The organism is Bradyrhizobium daqingense (assembly GCF_021044685.1).
Taxonomy (GTDB): Bacteria; Pseudomonadota; Alphaproteobacteria; order Rhizobiales; family Xanthobacteraceae; genus Bradyrhizobium; species Bradyrhizobium daqingense.
In genome coordinates, this window is sequence record NZ_CP088014.1 from 5,947,884 (window position 1) to 5,964,559 (window position 16,676).

Consider the following 16,676-nt stretch of genomic DNA (forward strand, 5'->3'; position numbering starts at 1 on the left):
CAATTTCGTGGCCAGAAACAGCCTACGCATTTTCAATTTGTGTCACGATACCCCGGCCGTCGCGAAATGAATCGACGCTCCGATCACGCGGGTCAGGTCGATTGGTCGCAGGAGAGGCTTTCGATGCGGACGATTCTGGCTGGGCTGGCTCTCGTGAGTTTGGCGTTGTGCAGTGCGGTCGGAAGCGCGGCCGGCGCCGGCGCGCCATCGCCGGAGCTGATCGCCTATGGCAAGGCGCTGGTCGAAGCGGGCGACTGCGCGGGCTGCCACACCGCCGATCCGGCAAAGCCGTTCGCGGGCGGCAAGCGCATCGATACGCCGTTCGGCGCGATCTATGCGCCGAACCTGACACCGGACCGCGACACCGGGATCGGCGCCTGGATGGATGCCGATTTCACGCGCGCCTTGCGCTATGGCCTCGCGCCCGACGGCTCGAACTACTACCCGGCATTTCCCTATCCCTATTTCACGCGGATGACGAAGGACGACACGCTGGCGATCCGGGCCTATCTGGCGACGCTGGCGCCTGTCACCAGCCGCAACAAGCCGCCGGAGCTGCGTTGGCCGTTCGGCTATCGCGGCCTGATGCGGGTCTGGAACTATCTGTATTTCAAGCCCGGCCTGTTCGAGCCGGACCAGAGCCAGAGCGCCGCGTGGAACAGAGGCGGCTATCTCGTGACCGGGCTCGGTCATTGCGGCGCCTGCCATACGCCGAAGAACTACTTTGGCGCGGACAAGCTGGCGCAGGCGCTGTCGGGCAACGAGGTCGCAGGCTGGTACGCACCAAGGCTCGATGGTGCCGCCCGCACCGGGCTGAAATCGTGGAGCCCTGCAGACATCGTCGAATATCTGCAAAGCGGGCGCAACGCCAGGAGCCACGCCGGCGGGCCGATGGCGGAGGTGGTCGTCAACTCGACCTCGAAAATGAGCGATGCGGATGTGCGCGCGATCGCGGTCTACCTGAAGAGCCTGCCGCCGGCGCGGCGCGAGACGATCGTAACTCCCCCCGATGATGCCGAGATGAAGGCGGGCCAGGCGGTCTACGCCAAGCTCTGCATCGCCTGCCATGAAGCCGACGGCACGGGCGCACCCCGGATCTATCCGCCGCTGCCCGGCAACGCGCTGCTGCAATCGATCAATCCGTCCTCCACCCTGCGCATCATCCTCGACGGCGCCCACACCGTGACGACACCGCGCGCGCCCAACACCGGCGAGATGCCGGCCTATGCCAAGCAATTGTCCGACGACGAGATCGCGGCGGTGACGAACTACATCCGTAATTCCTGGGGCAATGCGGCCCCGCTGGTGACGCCGGCGCAGGTGGCGAGGGCGAGGAAGTGAGGGGCGAATGGGGAATGGCGAGTAGCGAGTGGCACATCCATTCGCCAATCGCTACTCGCCATTCGCGCGATACCGCCTACCTCTCGTCCCCCACGAAGACGAATTTGGGCATCTCCCATTTGTAGCGCACCGCGAGCAGGCGGAAGCTGAGGCCGAGCACGAAGGTCAGGGCCGTCCAGAGCTCGGCGTTGAGATTGAGGCCGAAGGCGGTCGCGTAGAACAGGCCCGTCACCACGGAGACGCTGGCATAGAGTTCGGAGCGAAACAGCAGCGGCACGTCGTTGCAGAGCACGTCGCGCAACACGCCACCGGCGCAGCCTGTCACCATGCCGGAGACGATCACGATCGGCAGCGTCGCGTCCATCTGCCAGGCAACGTCACAGCCGATCATGGTGAAGACGACGAGGCCGATGGCATCAAGCACGATGAAGGCGAGGTGCAGCCGATGCACCAGCCGCGCGATCAGGATCGTCAGCAGCGCCGCCCCGCCCGGCAGCGCGAGATAGATCGGATTGGCGACCCACACCAGCGGATAATGACCGAGAAACAGGTCGCGCAGCGTGCCGCCGCCAAGCGACGTCACGCAGGCGAGCAGGCAGACGCCGACATAGTCCATGCTGCGCCGGCCGGCGGCCAGCGCCGCGGTCATGCCTTCCGCTGTGATGGCGACGAACCCGAGAAGATGCAGCACGCTATCCGTCGGCGGCAGGCTCCACATCGCTTGTTCCCTTCGTCGCTGCCATTGGAACTCGCATTCAGTTCCCTTTTCAGACAGGTTCCCGATTCCCGCCGCGAGGGCAACATGAGACGAAAGCATAGGGGAGCCCGGAACAGAATCTCGCATCCACGGGTTGTCCCGCCGTCATAACCCGAGGAGACCAATCGATGGCCGACGACCGTTTTCCCAACGATCCGTACCGCCCGAACCTCGCCGACGATGAGTATCTTCGCACGGCGCGCCGGGATGATGCCAACCTTCAGGCTGATCCCGAGCTCGGCGAAGGCCCCGCCTCGAGCGGCAGAGTTGCGCTATTCGCCGTTGCGATCGCGCTGGTGCTGGGTGCCGTGTTCTACGGCTTGAACAACACCAGCACGACCAACCAGGCCAGCAACACGCCGGCCTCGCAGACCGCACAGACGACCAATCCGGCGGCCCCTTCCGGCATGCGTGACGTGACGCCGCGCAGCAATACCGAGCCGGGCGTGACCACGGGTGCTGCGCCGAGCAGGCCGGCTGCGCCGGCTCCGGATACGCCTGCTGCAAAGCCGGCGCCGGATACGCCGACGCCGTCTGAGGGCGCGAAGTAATACAGTACGGAAAAGCGAGAGAGTGGCGGGATGCAGATCCCGCCGCTTTTCGTTGGCTGGAGCAGTACGGTTCTGATTGAATCAGAACCGAAGCTCTAGATTCTCGTTTGACGCGTTTTCTTCACGCGAACCGGTATCCACTTCGCTCGAAAACGCTCTAGCTGAACATCTTGTTGAGCTCGCCGCCGGAATAGCCGTTGCCGAGTTCGGTGAAGGTCCCCTGCTCCGCCATCTCCTTTGCCGCGCGCATGAAGCCGCCCCAGGCGGCGCGGGCGAGCGAGCCGCCGACGCTGATCCGGCGCACGCCGAGATCTTCGGCTTCCTGCAGCGACAGGCCGGAGCCGCCGATCAGGAGATTGAACGGCTTTGGGTGCACCGCCTTCACCACGGCCGTGATGTCCTCGCGGGTCTTCAGGCCCGGCGCGTAGAGACAGTCGGCGCCGGCGTCCGCGTAGGCGGTGAGCCGGTCGATGACGAGCTTGAGATCGGTGACGCCCCACAGATAAGCCTCGCAGCGCCCGACCAGCAGCGTGCCGCTGTCGCCGATCGCCTTGCGCGAAGCCTTGATCCGCTCGACCGCGAGCGCGTGATCGTAGAGCGGATTGGCCTTGTCGCCGGCGGAGTCCTCGATCGACAGGCCGGCAACACCGGTACGCACGCAGCGCTCGACATTGTCGGCGACCTTGTCCGGCTCGACCGCAAAGCCGCCCTCGAAATCCGCGTTCACGGGGATGTCGACCGCCGAGCTCAATGCTGCCAGATGCTGACAGACCTCCTCGACCGCGACGCGGTTGTCGGCCTTGCCGATGGTCCAGGCAAAGCCCGCGCTCGATGACGCAATGGCCTTGAAGCCGAGATGCTGCAACGCCTTCGCGCTGCCGACATCGACAGGATTGGGCAGGATGAAGCAGCCGCTCTCGTGCAGCTTCCTGAATGTCGCGCGCTTGTCCGCGGTCGTGACGTGCATGTTTCTCTCCCTTGTGAGCCGCGAAGACATAGGCGCGCATTCAGGTCTGCGCTAGTGCCCGGCAGGTTTAGTGCGCGTCGTGCACCGCTCGGCTGTCCCTCGGCGCCTGCTCCCGATCGGTCATACCATAGTCCCGGATGACGCTGGCGATGCGCAGATGATAGTCGGCGAAGATCTTCGCCCTGCCCTTGGCCTGGGTGCGCCGATGCTCCATCGTGTTGCGCCAGGCCTGGACCGCCGCCTCGTCCCGCCAGAACGACACCGACAGGATCTTGCCCTTCTCGGTCAGGCTTTCGAAGCGCTCGACCGAGATGAAGCCGTCGATGGTCTGCAGCAGCGGTTTCAGGTCGGCCGCGAGGTCGAAATAGTCCTGGCGGTGTTCCGGCTTCGGCCAGACTTCGAAGATCACGGCGATCATTGACGTCTCCTGCTAACGATATCGCGGCCTATACTACCACCTTGCGCAGGAAGGTGCGCTCTTCCGTGAGGATGAATTTCTCGGCCTCCGCGAAGTTGAAGTTCGCGGTGCCGTCGAGATCGGCGCGCAGGCGTTTGCGATAGGACTCGTACGCCGCCAGGCTCTCGAACGAAATCAAGCCGAACGCGATGTTGTTGGTGCCCTCATGCGGCATGAAATAGCCGATCAACTCGCCGCCACATCTCGGAATGATGGTGAGCCAGCGCTTCGAATATTCCTCGAACTGCGCGCGCTTGAACGGATCGAGCTGGTAGCGGATGAATACAGTGACGGACATGATGGACTCCTGATTGGCCGTTGCAGCGAGCAAAGCGACGCCGTCGCCGCGGAAGCACCGGATTGCTTCGCTGCGCTCGCAATGACGTGTTTGCAGAAACAAGCTACGCGCTTGCACCACTACAATGCTTCGGCTACCATCGAAGCATGAAATCAGGCCCTGACATCGCCATGGTCGCCTCGCTGGTCGGCGATCCCGCCCGCGCCAACATGCTCACCGCGCTGATGAACGGCCGCGCGCTGACTGCGAGCGAGCTGGCGCAGGAGGCCGGCATCACGCCGCAGACCGCGAGCTCGCATCTGTCAAAGCTCGAAGCCGGCGGCCTCGTCGAGCCGGAGAAGCAAGGCCGCCATCGCTATTACCGCCTCACCGACGACGACGTCGCCGGCGTGCTCGAGGGCCTGGCCGGACTTGCCGCGCGCACCGGGCACATGCGCGTGCGCACCGGGCCGAAGGATCCGGCGCTGCGGCGCGCGTGGATCTGCTACGACCATCTCGCCGGCGATCTCGGCGTGCAGATGCTCGACACCATGCGCGCACGGCAACTGATCAGGCAGAAGAAGCAGGAGATCGAGCTCACGGCCGAGGGCGAACGCTTCCTCGCCAAGCACCTGCAGATCTCGCCCGACATGCTCACCCATCCGCGCCGGCCGGTGTGCAAGGCCTGTCTCGACTGGAGCGAGCGGCGGCATCATCTCGCCGGCACGCTGGGCGCTGCCATGATGCAGCGCTTCGCCGAGCTCAAATGGGCCGCGCGCGATGCCACGCCCGGCAGCCGCGTGGTGAATTTCACCCGCACCGGCGAGAAGCAGTTCGCCGCGCTGTTTGGTGAAGGCAAGGATTGATCACGCAAGCTGCGTGAGATCGCACGTTTGCGTGTGATCGGATGATCTCGTCATGGCCGGGCTTGACCCGGCCATCCACGTCTCTATTGCGGTTGGCACGTGGATGCCCGGGACAAGCCCGGGCATGACGGAGACCTCCATGACCCGCATCCTCTCGGCCGCGCTCGCTGCCATCCTCCTCATGACATCGTTCGCATCTCACGCCGCCGACACCGCGCCGCGCGAACCCTATGGCATCGCGCTTGAAGGTTTTGCCTATCCCTATCCCGTGCACCTGCTGCCGCTCGTCAACGACGGCGAGCAGCTCAGCATGGCCTATATGGACGTGGCGCCCGCGCAGCCGAACGGCCGCACCGTTGTGCTGCTGCACGGGCGCAATTTTCCGTCGAGCTATTGGGCACCCGTGATCAGGATGCTGAGCGATGCGGGTTATCGCGTCGTGGTGCCGGACCAGGTCGGCTTCGGCAAATCGTCCAAGCCGACCGGCGAGCTGCATTTCGACAATCTGGCGCGCAACACCATGGCGCTGCTCGATCACCTCAAGATCGAGAAGACCGAGATCGTCGCCCATTCGCTCGGCGGCATGCTCGGCGTGCGCATCGCCCGCGCCTATCCCGACCGCGTCGCCCATCTGGTGCTGACCGCCCCGATCGGACTGGAGGACTACCGTCTCTACGTGCCGCCGACGCCGACGGACAAGATGATCGAGACCGAGGACAGGCTCACGGCCGAGGGCTATCGCAAGCAGCTCCAGACCAATTATGCGATCAAGCTGTCGCCGGATCAGATCACGCCGTTCATCGATGCCCGCTTCAACATCAAGGGCAGTCCCGACTATCCGCGTTGGCTGCGCGCCTTCGTCAGCTCTGGTCAGATGATCTATCGCGAGCCGGTGGCGCACGAAATCCCGCTCATCACAGTCCCCACCCTGTTCGTGATGGGCGCCGACGATCACAACGCGCCGGGCCGGCCCCTCGCGCCGGAGGCGCTGCGCGCCAAAATGGGGCAGAACGCCGAACTCGCGAAGTCGCTCGCCGCGAAGATGCCCAATGCGAAGGCCGAGGTGATTCCGGACACTGGGCACCTCGTCTTCCTCGAGGCGCCCGCGAAGTACAGGGAGCTGGTGCTGAACTTTCTCGGCCGCTAGAGACACTTGCGTGTCGTCGGAGGCAGGATCCGGGGACCATTCATGCCGCATTCAGGTCATGATTGGCAGGTTTGGATCGCGACGTGTCGGCGCGTTTCTCCAATTTTAACGTGTCGAATCGTATGCCTTGATTCATTGTGCGCCACAAGCGCCATCCCCTAAGCCTGCCCCCAGGGACGAGAAGGAAGATCAAATGAAATATCTGTTCGCAGCCGTCGTGCTCGCCAGCACGGTCGTCGGGTTCAGCGAGATGGCCAGCGCCGCCGGCGGCTGCGGCCCCGGCTGGTATCGCGGCGCCTATGGCGGCTGCCGTCCGATGCGCGGCGCGGTCGTCGTGCGCCCCGCCCCCATCGTGGTCGCCCCGCCGGTCGTCGTGGCGCCCCGCGCGCGCGTGTGCCCCTACGGTTTCCGCTGGTACGCTGGCCGCTGCCGTCCGTACTGATCTTTATCGCATTGCAAATGGCCGCGCAGGATTACCCTGCGCGGCCATTTCCTTTGGGACTTAAGCCTTCGAAAAACAACGGGGACCGCCAGCGGCGATCCCCATCCAATCCGCGGACTTCGCAAGCTTACCAGTGATGGCGGCGGTGCCAACGCCGGCGGTGCCGGCGCCAATGGCGACGGTGCCAGCCCCAGTGACGGTGACGGTGATGGCCATGCCAGTGAACCTGCTCGGGCGACAGCCTCGCGGCTTCCTCGCTGGTGCTGACTGCGGGCTGAGCGTCGGCATTGCCTTGCGGCATGCGAGTGGGATCACCGACCGGCTGCGGGGACAGCGGCGCCGCCTGCGCAGTCGCGGCAAAGGCAGCGGCTCCCGCCGTGATGCCCAATGCAAGTTTCAAAAAGTTCCGGCGCTCCATGATTTTCTTCCTTCTTGGATCATCGTGCCTGTGATGCAGAGCAAGTGTCGCGGTCACGACATGAACCGAAGCTGAATCGTGCGTTCAGCTTCGCTGCGGCCAGATGAAGAATTCGGAGCCCGGGTCTTGTTACGTCGCGAACGCCTGCGCCAGCACCAGCGTTTCGCGCGTGCGCGTCACATCGGGCCAGTCGCGATTGAAATCGGCGACGAGTTGCTTGAGCGCATCGCCCTTCAGCATCGCCGCAAGCTTCGCCTCGTCATCGAACTGATACATGGCTTGGTGCAGCGAGGGATCGTCCAGGCTCCAGAACCGCAGGGCCTTGCTGACGCCAAACGCCTTCACCGCGTCGGGCAGATGTTCCCTCTCGTACCATCGGTCGAAAGCGGCGCGCTTGCCGGGATCGGTGACGATGGCGCGAACGACGAAGAAGGCAGCGGGCATCGGATTTCCTCCTGTTGTTTGAGCCGAGACTACCCGCTTCGGCCGCCGGCTACAAAAAAGTTCGGTGCCGGTGTCGGAACGTGCGCGCTTGGATCGTCCTTTGCTCGAACCGGGACACGGAGACATCACATGGCCGACCTTACGCTCACCACCTTCGACTGGGTTCCCGAGGCGCCCAGGGGCTTCGTGCGCGACTTTCGCGTCCGCTGGGCGCTCGAAGAGGCCGCCCTGCCCTATCGCGTGGCGAGCGTGCCGTTCGAGGACCGGGGGCCCACGCATTTTGCGCACCAGCCGTTCGGCCAGGTGCCGTGGCTGACCGATGGCGACCTCTCGATCTTCGAGACGGGTGCGATCCTGCTGCATCTCGGCGGACGCAGCGACAAGCTGTTGCCAGCCGATGTGCGCGGCCGCAGCGAAGCGACCGAATGGGTGTTTGCCGCGCTCAATTCGGTGGAGGTGGCCAGCCTACCCTGGGGAATGTCGAAGTTCATGGGACATCCGACCGATACGCCGGCCTGGAAATTCGTGGACGGCTTCCTGAAGCTTCGGCTCAAGCATCTCGACGCCGTGCTCGCGGCGCGCCAATGGCTGGCCGGTTCCTTCTCCGTCGCCGACATCCTGATGGCGGACGTGCTGCGTGTTGTCGATGGCTTCGATGGTCTCGCGGACAGTCCGGCCTGCCGCGCTTACGTCATGCGCGCCACCGCCCGCCCAGCGTTTGCGAAGGCCCACGCCGACCAGATGGCGCATTTCGCCGCGGCGGATAAGAAGCGTGGGGTGTGATGTAACTCACGCAATCGGTCCAGCCTTCGGCGTAAGAGTCTTCACCACCGGAATGAAGCAATTCGCCGGGGTTTATTTCCGCCAGAGATGACACATGTCCCGCATCGCATATCTCAAGGAGCAGGTCGCCCGCGCCGAGCGGCTGGCGAAGGCGATCCTCGACCAGCAGACAGCCGAGCGCCTTCAAGCCTTCGCCGCCGAATGCCGCACGGAGTTACAGGGGCTGACGCGCAAAGCTGCGTAAGACGCCACGTCACACCAATTTCAGCGGCGCGTCGGCGACGACGCGAAGGTCGATGCTCCCGATCAATGCCGAGCGCCGCGCCTCCGCGGCACCGATGGCGTCCTCCGTCTGCTGCAACGTGCTGATGTTCGAGCCGAGCGAGACGATCCCGCCAAGCACCAGGGCGATCGATCCGAGCGCGGCGGTCTGGCCGAAGCCAAACAGGCCAAGGATTGTGATCAACAGCAGCGCAGCCCCGCCACCGATCGCAATCTTGGACGCGAGGATGTACTTGCGGCAGCGCTCTGCGATCTCGGCGAGCGCTTCGATCCGATCCTCGATGTCGGAGATTTCGTCGGTCGGATCGGATTCGGTCATCGTGTCTCACGGGGACGCTAGCGACGATAAGGCAAAGGCTTCGCCGTGCCAGCGTCGACCAACTGCAAATACTCTCGCTGCAGAATCGTCCCCAGCAACTCCCATGCCCACTGAGCGTTTTGCAAGTTTAGGTGCTCGAGGAAGGAAACGCCGATGGCATTCTGCAGATGATCATTTCCATCCCTGAAGTACTTCTCGGCAAGCTTGAAGCACGAGGCGACCTCCTCTGCATTTCTCGCGACGATACCTCGTTGCACGAAGTCGGTAAACACGTGCACCTCTAGATGCAACAGGCCGTGCTGCCCGTTAATTTCGGATCTCAAGTCCGGAAAGGAGTCCTTTAGCTCCTTCAGAAAGACACTTCGATGAAGGTCGCCCACTATTTCCTCAGCGAGTAGCCCACATGAGCGACATGTGGAACGTAGCAAAACTCGGATGTCGCTTCGCTCATACGGGCTACTCCGTGTCACAATGGCAAATTGTCGTGTTTCTTCGCCGGCATTTCCGTCTTCTTGTCCTTCAACATCGCCAGCGCCCGCGCGATGCGCTTCCGCGTCGAGTGCGGCATGATGACGTCGTCGATATAGCCGCGCTCGGCCGCGATGAACGGTGACAGGAAGCGGTCCTCGTACTCCTTGGTTCGCGCGGCGATCTTGTCGGGGTCGCCGATGTCGGAGCGGAAGATGATCTCGACCGCGCCCTTGGCGCCCATCACCGCGATCTGGGCGGTCGGCCAGGCGTAGTTCATGTCGGCGCCGATTTCCTTCGAGGCCATGACGTCGAAGGCGCCGCCATAGGCCTTGCGGGTGATGATGGTAACCAGCGGCACGGTGCACTGCGAATAGGCGAACAGGAGCTTGGCGCCGTGCTTGATTAGGCCGCCATATTCCTGCGCGGTGCCCGGCAGGAAGCCCGGCACGTCGACGAAGGTGACGATCGGGACGTTGAAGGCGTCGCAGAAGCGGACGAAGCGCGCCGCCTTCCGAGACGCGTCGCTGTCGAGCACGCCGGCCAGCACCATGGGCTGGTTGGCGACGAAGCCGACAGTGCGGCCGGCGATGCGGCCAAAGCCGGTGACGATGTTCTTGGCAAAACTCTCCGCGATCTCGAAGAAATCGCCCTCGTCCACGACCTTCAGGATCAGCTCCTTCATGTCGTAGGGCTTGTTCGGATTGTCGGGGATCAGCGTGTCCAGCGACATGTCGACCCGGCCGATGTCGTCGAAGCTCGGCCATTCCGGCACGCCATCGGTGTTGTTGGACGGCAGGAAGTCGATCAGGCGCCGCATCTGCAAGAGCGTCTCGACGTCGTTCTCGAAGGCGCCGTCCGCGATCGAGGAGCGCGTCGCGTGCACCGAGGCGCCGCCGAGCTCCTCGGCGGTGACGACCTCGTTGGTGACGGTCTTCACCACGTCGGGGCCGGTGACGAACATGTAGCTGGTGTTCTTCACCATGAAGATGAAGTCGGTCATCGCGGGCGAATAGACGTCGCCGCCGGCGCAGGGGCCCATGATGACGGAGATCTGCGGAATCACGCCGGAGGCGAGCACGTTGCGGCGGAACACGTAGGAATAGCCGGCGAGCGCGGCGACGCCTTCCTGGATGCGGGCGCCGCCGGCATCATAGAGGCCGATGATGGGCGCCCGCGCCTTCATCGCCATGTCCTGCAGCTTGGTGATCTTCAGCGCGTGCGTCTCGGAGAGCGAGCCGCCGAACACCGTAAAGTCCTTGGCGAAGACGAAGGTCTTGCGGCCGTTGACGGTGCCCCACCCCGTGACGACGCCGTCGCCGGGGATCTTGTTCTTCTCCATGCCGAACTCGGTGGAACGGTGCTCGACGAACATGTCGAACTCCTCGAACGATCCCTTGTCGAGCAAGAGCTCGATGCGCTCGCGCGCGGTCAGCTTGCCGCGGGCGTGCTGCGCCTCGATGCGCTTCTCCCCGCCGCCGAGCTTTGCGCCGGCACGACGATCTTCAAGGGCGTCCAGGATGTGTTTCATTTGCTCCCGCCAGTTCTTAACTAAGCCACGCTTGGCGGGGGTTCTAACACGGCATTTTGCGGCCCGGGAAGCGGCTTTCCGGACCGCAGGGCTGCCCTGCCGCAGCGTGAAAGCGCAAGGAATTACAAAGTTTTGCCTGGGAGACGAAGATGGACGACCGAGTGACCGAAACAGGAGCTGCGACAGGCGGCGTCAATATCCTGCTTCGGCTGGAAGGCCTGACCCTGTTCGCCGGCATGGTGATGCTCTACGCGGCATGGGATGGCTCCTGGCTGGTGTTCGCCCTGCTCTTCTTCGTCCCGGATTTGAGCTTCCTGGCATACCTGTCCGACGCCCGCTTCGGCGCGATGGTCTACAACGCCGCCCACAGCTACATGGCGCCGGTGACGCTGCTGACACTGGGCTTCGGCCTCGCCTCACCGCTGACCCTGTCCATCGCCTTGATCTGGCTCGCCCATATCGGCATCGACCGGGCGCTGGGCTATGGGCTGAAATATTCGGCCGGGTTCGGCTTCACCCATTTAGGGCGGATCGGCCGGAAGGAGGTCTGACCTCGGATTTAACGGCGTGGCCGGTTGACCGGATCAGCCGATTCAGGCTTGCTTCGAGGCTCGCGATCAGGCGCCGAATGTTGCGTGAGCCAAGTCGGTACGGCGGCGGTCCATCACGTCTGGCTGCAAGCATCCTCATGTCCGCGACGATCGTTCCCCTGCCGCCGAACTCATCGTCCGAGACCGTCGACTTCCTGCGGCGCATGGCCAGCATGGTGTCGGAGCGGAACGGCGAGATGCTGCTGCGCGCGGCGAGCCTGATCGAGTCCCTGGCGCAGCGAGCGATGTCGGCCGAGCGGCTCTATCACGAGCAGCAGATCGAGAGCACGCGTAACACCGAGCTGCGCGAGGCCGCGGAGCTCGCCTTCGACGCCGAGCGCGGCAAGCTGCTCGGCCTGATGCAGCATGCGGAGAGCCATATCGGCAAGCTCACGAGCGAGCTCGACGGCTTGCGCGCCTCCGTCGACCGCTTCAACGAGACATCGGTCGCTGTGCCGATCGAGGTGCTGCGGCTGGCGCGAACGCAGTTCGATTATCTGTCCAGTGGCTTTGCCCGGAAAGGCGACGTGATCTCGCAGGCGATGAGCGAGATCGGCGCCTTTGCGATCGACCAGGCATTGACGGCGAAGAAGACTGATAGCGCGTAAGGCTGGCCCGCTCCGTCATTGCGAGCGCAGCGACTTGTCCGCCGAAGCCTTAGCGAAGGCGGAAGCAATCCAGGCTGGCTCTCGGGAAAGACTCTGGATTGCTTCATCGCAAGAGCTCCTCGCAATAACGTTGGTGAGAGAGTCGCGGCAGCGCACCAACGCTAGATCGCGCCGATCTCGGTCAGGCAAGCTTGCGTCAGCGGCATGCGCTCACCGATGAGGCGCGGCTCCTTGCAATCCATGTTGAGCGCGAACACGGTGTGCGCCTCGCCCTTCTCGGCCCAGCCGACCATCCAGCCGAGCGACGGCTCACCGCGCTCGGCGCCCAGCAGGCCGGACTTGGCGCGGATGATGCTGTCGCCGACCTTGGTCACCGGCAGGATGTCGCAGACGAGGTCCTGGCTGCGCTTGCCGATCGGCAGCGCGCGACGGCGCAGCCGGTCGACGAAGTCGATCTGTTCGACCGGATCGATGCGCAAATTTCCGGTGAGCCAGAACTGGTCGATGCCGCCGCCGATGTCGCGATTGCCGTAGTCGAACTCCTCGACGTATTTTTGCATGCGCTCCTGGCCGATGCGGCGCGCGATCTCCTGATAGACGGGCACCGCGCTGACCGCGATCGCGCTGCGCAGCGTGTGATCCTTGTTCCAGGCTTCGATCGGGCGCTTCACCCCGTCCCAGGCAAACACGTCCTTGTCGGGATCGGTGACAACGCCGGTCTCCAGCGCGATCAACGAGTTCGGAATTTTGAAGGTCGAGGCCGGCAGCTTGCCTTCACCCGAGCGATCCTTGTCAGAGGCGACGATCAGATAATCCTCGACCTTGTAGCCGACGAAGGTGCCCGACGTGCCGAGATCGGTGAAGCGCTTGGCGAGGCTGTCGCGGATCTCGTTGCGCGGCGGCGCAACGTGGGCGAACGCACGTGACGGCAGGATGGTGGCTGCGGCGAGCAGGCCGAGAGTGGAACGACGGGTGAGCAAGCGCGATGTCCGTTGAGCAGTGAAAGCGCCGCGAACCATGCAGCCGCTACGTGGTGAAACGATGACGGGTCGTGTTTTACCTTCCCCGCCCCGACAGCCGCAGCACGAACACCAGCACTTCGGCGACGGCCTTGTAGAGGTCGGGCGGGATCTCGTCGCCGAGCTCCACCTTGGAGAGCGCGCCGGCCAGGATCTCGTTCTCCTCGATCGGGATGTCGTTCGCCTTGGCGATCTCCACGATCTTTTCGCCGATCGTGCCCTTGCCCTTGGCGACGACGACGGGCGCGCCAGAGCCCTTTTCGTAATGCAGCGCGATCGCGAGCTTGGAGGGGTCGCTCATGTGGCGCGGTCCAGGAAATGGCCGGCGCGGGCCGGTGCCGGCTGCGGCGGCGTGCCGTCGCGCACGATGATGTCGCCCGGCTTGAGCTCGGCGCGCGTCAGGGCCTGATTGAGCTCGCCGATACCGGCGCGGAGCTGCTGCGCAGTCGCCGGCCGCTCGGCCCACATCCGCACGAAGGTCTTGTCGCCGTTCAGCGTGATCAAGGCGTGAACGGGGCCGGCCGGCTCGACATTGAGCGAGAAGCGCGCGCGCCAGGCACGCGTGGCGGCATCGGCGGATTCGTTGCCGCCGTCGCGCGAAATCTCGAACTGCGCCATCGCGGTGCCCTGCGAGGTCGCGAAGGGAATCTCGAAATTCCATTGCGGTACGGCCGGATCGATGCGGTGGCCGCTCGCGTCCGTGCGATCGGGGAGCGAGGCGACCTGGAGCAAGGTCTGCCGCGCGATTGCGGCATCGGTGTCGTCGAGCAGGCGCTGCACGGTCGCGGCCAGCGGCGTATCGGGCGCGAGCGATGGCGAGGCGACCGCCTGCGAGGCCGGCAGTGCCCCCCGAAACGGCGGTGGCGTGGTCGCGTGCGCCTCCGCCTCGAAGACGTGGCCATCAGGCACGGCCTTGTTGGAGCCGGGCACGTTGCCGAGCATGCGCGGCAGGTTTTGCGTCATCTCCTGCAAGAGGCTGGCAGCAAGGTCTGCCGACATGGTCCTGGGCATCGCGGCCTGCGCAACGCCCGCGACAGTATCGGCCAGCACGGCGGCTGTGGGCGTGGCGCTGCGCGGTATTTGCGGCGGTTGGTTGATCTCGGCCTCGGCTAACGGACCAGCGGCCGGCACGGCGGCGCCTGTTGGCTGAGCCGGTGCGGCTGTCGCCGTGGCACTGCTCGGAAGCGCGGCGCCTTGCGGCTGGGGCGCGGCGGTCTGAAGCGTGGCCAGGGTCTGGCGCAGCACCAGCAGCGCCGCTTTCAAATCGGCCGGCGCGCCGGCCGACGGCGTCGCAGCCGCGGCCAGCGAAGCCTCGAGGAACAGGCCGGATTTCTGGAAGGCCGTCTCGATGTCGCCGCCATCGAGAGCGGTGTTGAGCGGTGTCTGCTGCGCCAGCACGTCCAGCACCGCCTGCTTCAGCCCCGCCGGCAGGTTGCTGCCGGTGACGACCGCGGCCAAATTGGCGTACAGCGGTGCCTGGCTGCCCTGCCTGGTCACGGCGTCGGCGGAGGCTGCGCTGACAGCGACGTGTTCTGCCGGTGTCAGTGTGTTGCGTGTCGGGCTTGCCGATGGCGCCAGCGGCGGGCTCTCCACCAGCGAGGCCGCGCGGGCGGTCAACGTAACCTGATCGGGAGTTGCCTCGCCCGCCCCGCCCATGACCGCGAGGCGGATGGTGCCGTCGTTCTTCGACACCGCGAGCTGGAGATTTTGCCCCGGCGTGAGCGCTACTTCCGACATCACATCCATTGCGAGGTTGGCGATCGCGATCCGCACCAGATTGTCGGCGAGCACGCTGACGACTTTGGCATTCACGACGCTGCCAGCCTGCAACGCAAGATCGGGCGTCGTCGCATCAGCCGCGGCGCTGGCGGCATTGACCGGAAGGATCGAATTGATCGGCGTCGGCATCTTGGAGGGGCCCAGGGAATGCTGCCCCACCCTAAGGGCACCGTCGTAAACCTCTCGTTAAGTCTACGGCATTGGAATCGTTGGAGGCGATGCGCCCAAGGCGAGGCAGGCGGCTCGTTGTTCCGCCTTTGGACCGTCGCGCAATCTTAGAGCGATTTCTAGGTTGTGCGGTTGTGTCGAGTTTTCTCTCTGCGTTCCCCTGTCATAACGGCGGCATATGCTTTTCAGCGTGCCTTGAGCGGCACATCCAGGCTGTCCACCGGGGGTATCGGCGCACGAAGCACGTTGACGCACAGCCCGCGAGATCGCAGCGGCGCCACGTTGATTAAGGTCATGCAGGAGCGCGCCGCTCCAGATCCGCAAAAGTAGCCTGACTGGGCGACATTCCGTGCCTGTATCGCTTCAGCGGATGCTCTACTGCGAGCGTCGCGACGAGCGCCACAGCTAGCATCGCGCCAGCGGTTACAACCTCTCTGTGGTCCGCTGACGCACATGCCTGGAATACCAAAAAATGGGTGATGTAGAGCGGGTATGACATGTCGCCGAGAAAAGTATCGATCCGAAATCTGACCATTGCGGCGAACGGAATGCTGAGGATCAGCAACGCCACGAGAGCTTTTCCATCCGGGGTAATTCCGATCGTCATTGCTAAGCTGAGCGCCGCCGCGGACAAGATCAATATCCTCGGTGGCGCCTTCATATGTGCCAGAAGAACGCCGGTCAAAAACGCTGGCGCATAGTGGATGTACATCACGTCGCCATTGGTGACGCGGGCTGCTGCGCAGAGCAGTAAGACACCAATCACGCGTTCGGCCTGTCGCACGAAAAATGGCGCAGCCAAATAGAACAAGATTTCGGGCCCCAAGCTCCACGCCTGCCCGATGATATTGAACGAGAGTCCTTGAATGGGATCTGCAGGGTAAGGCGGATAAAAGTCGAAATCTCCCATTGAAGGGATGTATACGATCCGACGAAGAACGTCCTGAAGCACGGTTGTCAGGTTTGCAAAGACGATGATCGATCGCGCCACCAGCCCCGAACCGTCCCAGTATTCTAGAATGTTGCCGAATGGGTCAACCGGCCCGAAACTGGTGTTCACGATCGCTGTGGTCCCGAACACGATCGTGACGAGCAGCGTAATCCAATAGAGCGGAAATATCCTCAGCGCCCGGGAGAGATAGAAGCTTGAAATCCAGCGCTCGGATTGAGGTCGGGTGAGGACCGTCGTCATCAAAAACCCGGAAATGGCGAAGAAGACGATAACTGCCGCGGCTGGATTAGGCATAGTTTGGCCGATCGAGAAGAGCGCGGCGTGACCACCAGCGACCCAAGCAGCCAAAAAAAACCGCAAAATTCCCATTCCAGTCCCCACCCCTAGGGTTAGAACGCTACCCCACAACCCTAGGCCGAGCAATCGATCTTGCCGCACGCGCGGACAAGCAAACGTCCCGGATTTCCCGCAAATCCAGTATGGGGCAGATCTGGCATGTGGACTCGGGCC

General features: G+C 64.0%; 22 protein-coding genes. 9 read left to right on the plus strand and 13 right to left on the minus strand.

Features of this window, described 5'->3' with window-relative positions; all coding sequences use genetic code 11:
- Window positions 1-123 precede the first annotated feature (123 nt).
- Window positions 124-1,341 carry a c-type cytochrome gene (locus tag LPJ38_RS28285; protein WP_145629838.1) on the plus strand — a complete coding sequence of 406 codons (1,218 nt, stop codon included), beginning with the start codon at window positions 124-126 and terminating at the stop codon, window positions 1,339-1,341.
- 76 nt (window positions 1,342-1,417) lie between these two features.
- On the opposite strand, the gene LPJ38_RS28290 is transcribed toward LPJ38_RS28285, so the two are convergent.
- Window positions 1,418-2,059 (minus strand): trimeric intracellular cation channel family protein, encoded by a 642-nt coding sequence (locus LPJ38_RS28290; RefSeq protein ID WP_145629837.1) that lies wholly within the window; start codon window positions 2,057-2,059, stop codon window positions 1,418-1,420.
- A 167-nt stretch (window positions 2,060-2,226) separates the two neighbouring features.
- Between LPJ38_RS28290 and LPJ38_RS28295 the strand changes: the two genes are divergently transcribed.
- Window positions 2,227-2,649, plus strand: coding sequence for a hypothetical protein (locus LPJ38_RS28295; protein WP_145629836.1), 423 nt, complete (start codon window positions 2,227-2,229; stop codon window positions 2,647-2,649).
- Between the two features lie 157 nt (window positions 2,650-2,806).
- Here the strand turns inward: LPJ38_RS28295 and LPJ38_RS28300 are convergent, their stop codons facing one another.
- From LPJ38_RS28300 to LPJ38_RS28310, 3 genes are all read right to left on the minus strand, one after another.
- Window positions 2,807-3,616: an isocitrate lyase/PEP mutase family protein gene (locus LPJ38_RS28300; RefSeq protein WP_145629835.1), complete on the minus strand. Its 810-nt coding sequence runs from the start codon at window positions 3,614-3,616 to the stop codon at window positions 2,807-2,809.
- Window positions 3,617-3,683: 67 nt separating this feature from the next.
- A complete protein-coding gene (locus tag LPJ38_RS28305; protein ID WP_145629834.1) occupies window positions 3,684-4,034 on the minus strand; it encodes an antibiotic biosynthesis monooxygenase family protein in 351 nt (116 codons plus the stop codon).
- Window positions 4,035-4,062: 28 nt separating this feature from the next.
- Window positions 4,063-4,371: an NIPSNAP family protein gene (locus tag LPJ38_RS28310; RefSeq protein ID WP_145629833.1), complete on the minus strand. Its 309-nt coding sequence runs from the start codon at window positions 4,369-4,371 to the stop codon at window positions 4,063-4,065.
- Between the two features lie 146 nt (window positions 4,372-4,517).
- Here LPJ38_RS28310 and LPJ38_RS28315 point away from each other — a divergent pair, with 146 nt between their 5' ends.
- The 3 genes from LPJ38_RS28315 (at window position 4,518) to LPJ38_RS28325 (ending at window position 6,805) form a co-directional block, all read left to right on the plus strand.
- Window positions 4,518-5,216, plus strand: coding sequence for an ArsR family transcriptional regulator (locus LPJ38_RS28315; RefSeq protein WP_167520295.1), 699 nt, complete (start codon window positions 4,518-4,520; stop codon window positions 5,214-5,216).
- Window positions 5,217-5,355: 139 nt separating this feature from the next.
- Window positions 5,356-6,363, plus strand: a complete 1,008-nt coding sequence (locus LPJ38_RS28320) for an alpha/beta fold hydrolase (protein ID WP_145629831.1) — start codon at window positions 5,356-5,358, stop codon at window positions 6,361-6,363.
- A 193-nt stretch (window positions 6,364-6,556) separates the two neighbouring features.
- A complete protein-coding gene (locus tag LPJ38_RS28325; RefSeq protein ID WP_145629830.1) occupies window positions 6,557-6,805 on the plus strand; it encodes a GCG_CRPN prefix-to-repeats domain-containing protein in 249 nt (82 codons plus the stop codon).
- Between the two features lie 127 nt (window positions 6,806-6,932).
- Here LPJ38_RS28325 and LPJ38_RS28330 read toward each other — a convergent pair whose 3' ends face one another.
- On the minus strand, window positions 6,933-7,223 hold the full coding sequence (locus LPJ38_RS28330) for a twin-arginine translocation signal domain-containing protein (RefSeq protein WP_145629829.1): 291 nt from the start codon (window positions 7,221-7,223) through the stop codon (window positions 6,933-6,935).
- 129 nt (window positions 7,224-7,352) lie between these two features.
- Window positions 7,353-7,667 carry a hypothetical protein gene (locus LPJ38_RS28335; protein ID WP_167520294.1) on the minus strand — a complete coding sequence of 105 codons (315 nt, stop codon included), beginning with the start codon at window positions 7,665-7,667 and terminating at the stop codon, window positions 7,353-7,355.
- A gap of 129 nt (window positions 7,668-7,796) precedes the next feature.
- On the opposite strand from LPJ38_RS28335, the gene LPJ38_RS28340 reads away from it, so the two are divergent.
- Window positions 7,797-8,450, plus strand: a complete 654-nt coding sequence (locus LPJ38_RS28340) for a glutathione S-transferase family protein (RefSeq protein WP_145629828.1) — start codon at window positions 7,797-7,799, stop codon at window positions 8,448-8,450.
- A 94-nt stretch (window positions 8,451-8,544) separates the two neighbouring features.
- Window positions 8,545-8,694, plus strand: coding sequence for a hypothetical protein (locus LPJ38_RS28345; protein ID WP_167520293.1), 150 nt, complete (start codon window positions 8,545-8,547; stop codon window positions 8,692-8,694).
- A 9-nt stretch (window positions 8,695-8,703) separates the two neighbouring features.
- Here the strand turns inward: LPJ38_RS28345 and LPJ38_RS28350 are convergent, their stop codons facing one another.
- Genes LPJ38_RS28350 through LPJ38_RS28360 form a run of 3 tightly spaced genes read right to left on the minus strand, consistent with a single transcriptional unit; the run spans window position 8,704 to window position 11,050 of the window.
- The gene (locus tag LPJ38_RS28350; RefSeq protein ID WP_145629827.1) at window positions 8,704-9,051 is read right to left on the minus strand and encodes a hypothetical protein; all 348 of its coding nucleotides are present in this window, start codon (window positions 9,049-9,051) and stop codon (window positions 8,704-8,706) included.
- A 17-nt stretch (window positions 9,052-9,068) separates the two neighbouring features.
- A complete protein-coding gene (locus tag LPJ38_RS38345; protein ID WP_430640279.1) occupies window positions 9,069-9,521 on the minus strand; it encodes a DUF7674 family protein in 453 nt (150 codons plus the stop codon).
- On the minus strand, window positions 9,518-11,050 hold the full coding sequence (locus tag LPJ38_RS28360) for an acyl-CoA carboxylase subunit beta (RefSeq protein WP_145629825.1): 1,533 nt from the start codon (window positions 11,048-11,050) through the stop codon (window positions 9,518-9,520). The genes LPJ38_RS38345 and LPJ38_RS28360 overlap by 4 nt, the downstream gene beginning before the upstream one ends.
- Window positions 11,051-11,199: 149 nt before the next feature.
- On the opposite strand from LPJ38_RS28360, the gene LPJ38_RS28365 reads away from it, so the two are divergent.
- Together LPJ38_RS28365 and LPJ38_RS28370 are read left to right on the plus strand one after the other, a co-directional pair.
- The gene (locus LPJ38_RS28365; protein ID WP_145629824.1) at window positions 11,200-11,601 is read left to right on the plus strand and encodes a DUF4260 domain-containing protein; all 402 of its coding nucleotides are present in this window, start codon (window positions 11,200-11,202) and stop codon (window positions 11,599-11,601) included.
- A gap of 137 nt (window positions 11,602-11,738) precedes the next feature.
- A complete protein-coding gene (locus LPJ38_RS28370; protein ID WP_145629823.1) occupies window positions 11,739-12,248 on the plus strand; it encodes a hypothetical protein in 510 nt (169 codons plus the stop codon).
- Between the two features lie 161 nt (window positions 12,249-12,409).
- On the opposite strand, the gene blaOXA is transcribed toward LPJ38_RS28370, so the two are convergent.
- From blaOXA to LPJ38_RS28390, 4 genes are all read right to left on the minus strand, one after another.
- Window positions 12,410-13,228, minus strand: coding sequence for a class D beta-lactamase (gene blaOXA, locus LPJ38_RS28375; RefSeq protein WP_145629822.1), 819 nt, complete (start codon window positions 13,226-13,228; stop codon window positions 12,410-12,412).
- Between the two features lie 76 nt (window positions 13,229-13,304).
- Window positions 13,305-13,568: an EscU/YscU/HrcU family type III secretion system export apparatus switch protein gene (locus LPJ38_RS28380; RefSeq protein WP_080137218.1), complete on the minus strand. Its 264-nt coding sequence runs from the start codon at window positions 13,566-13,568 to the stop codon at window positions 13,305-13,307.
- A complete protein-coding gene (gene fliK / locus LPJ38_RS28385; protein WP_167520292.1) occupies window positions 13,565-15,175 on the minus strand; it encodes a flagellar hook-length control protein FliK in 1,611 nt (536 codons plus the stop codon). The genes LPJ38_RS28380 and fliK overlap by 4 nt, the downstream gene beginning before the upstream one ends.
- 331 nt (window positions 15,176-15,506) lie before the next feature.
- Window positions 15,507-16,535: an acyltransferase family protein gene (locus LPJ38_RS28390; protein ID WP_158644734.1), complete on the minus strand. Its 1,029-nt coding sequence runs from the start codon at window positions 16,533-16,535 to the stop codon at window positions 15,507-15,509.
- Between the last annotated feature and the right edge of the window lie 141 nt (window positions 16,536-16,676).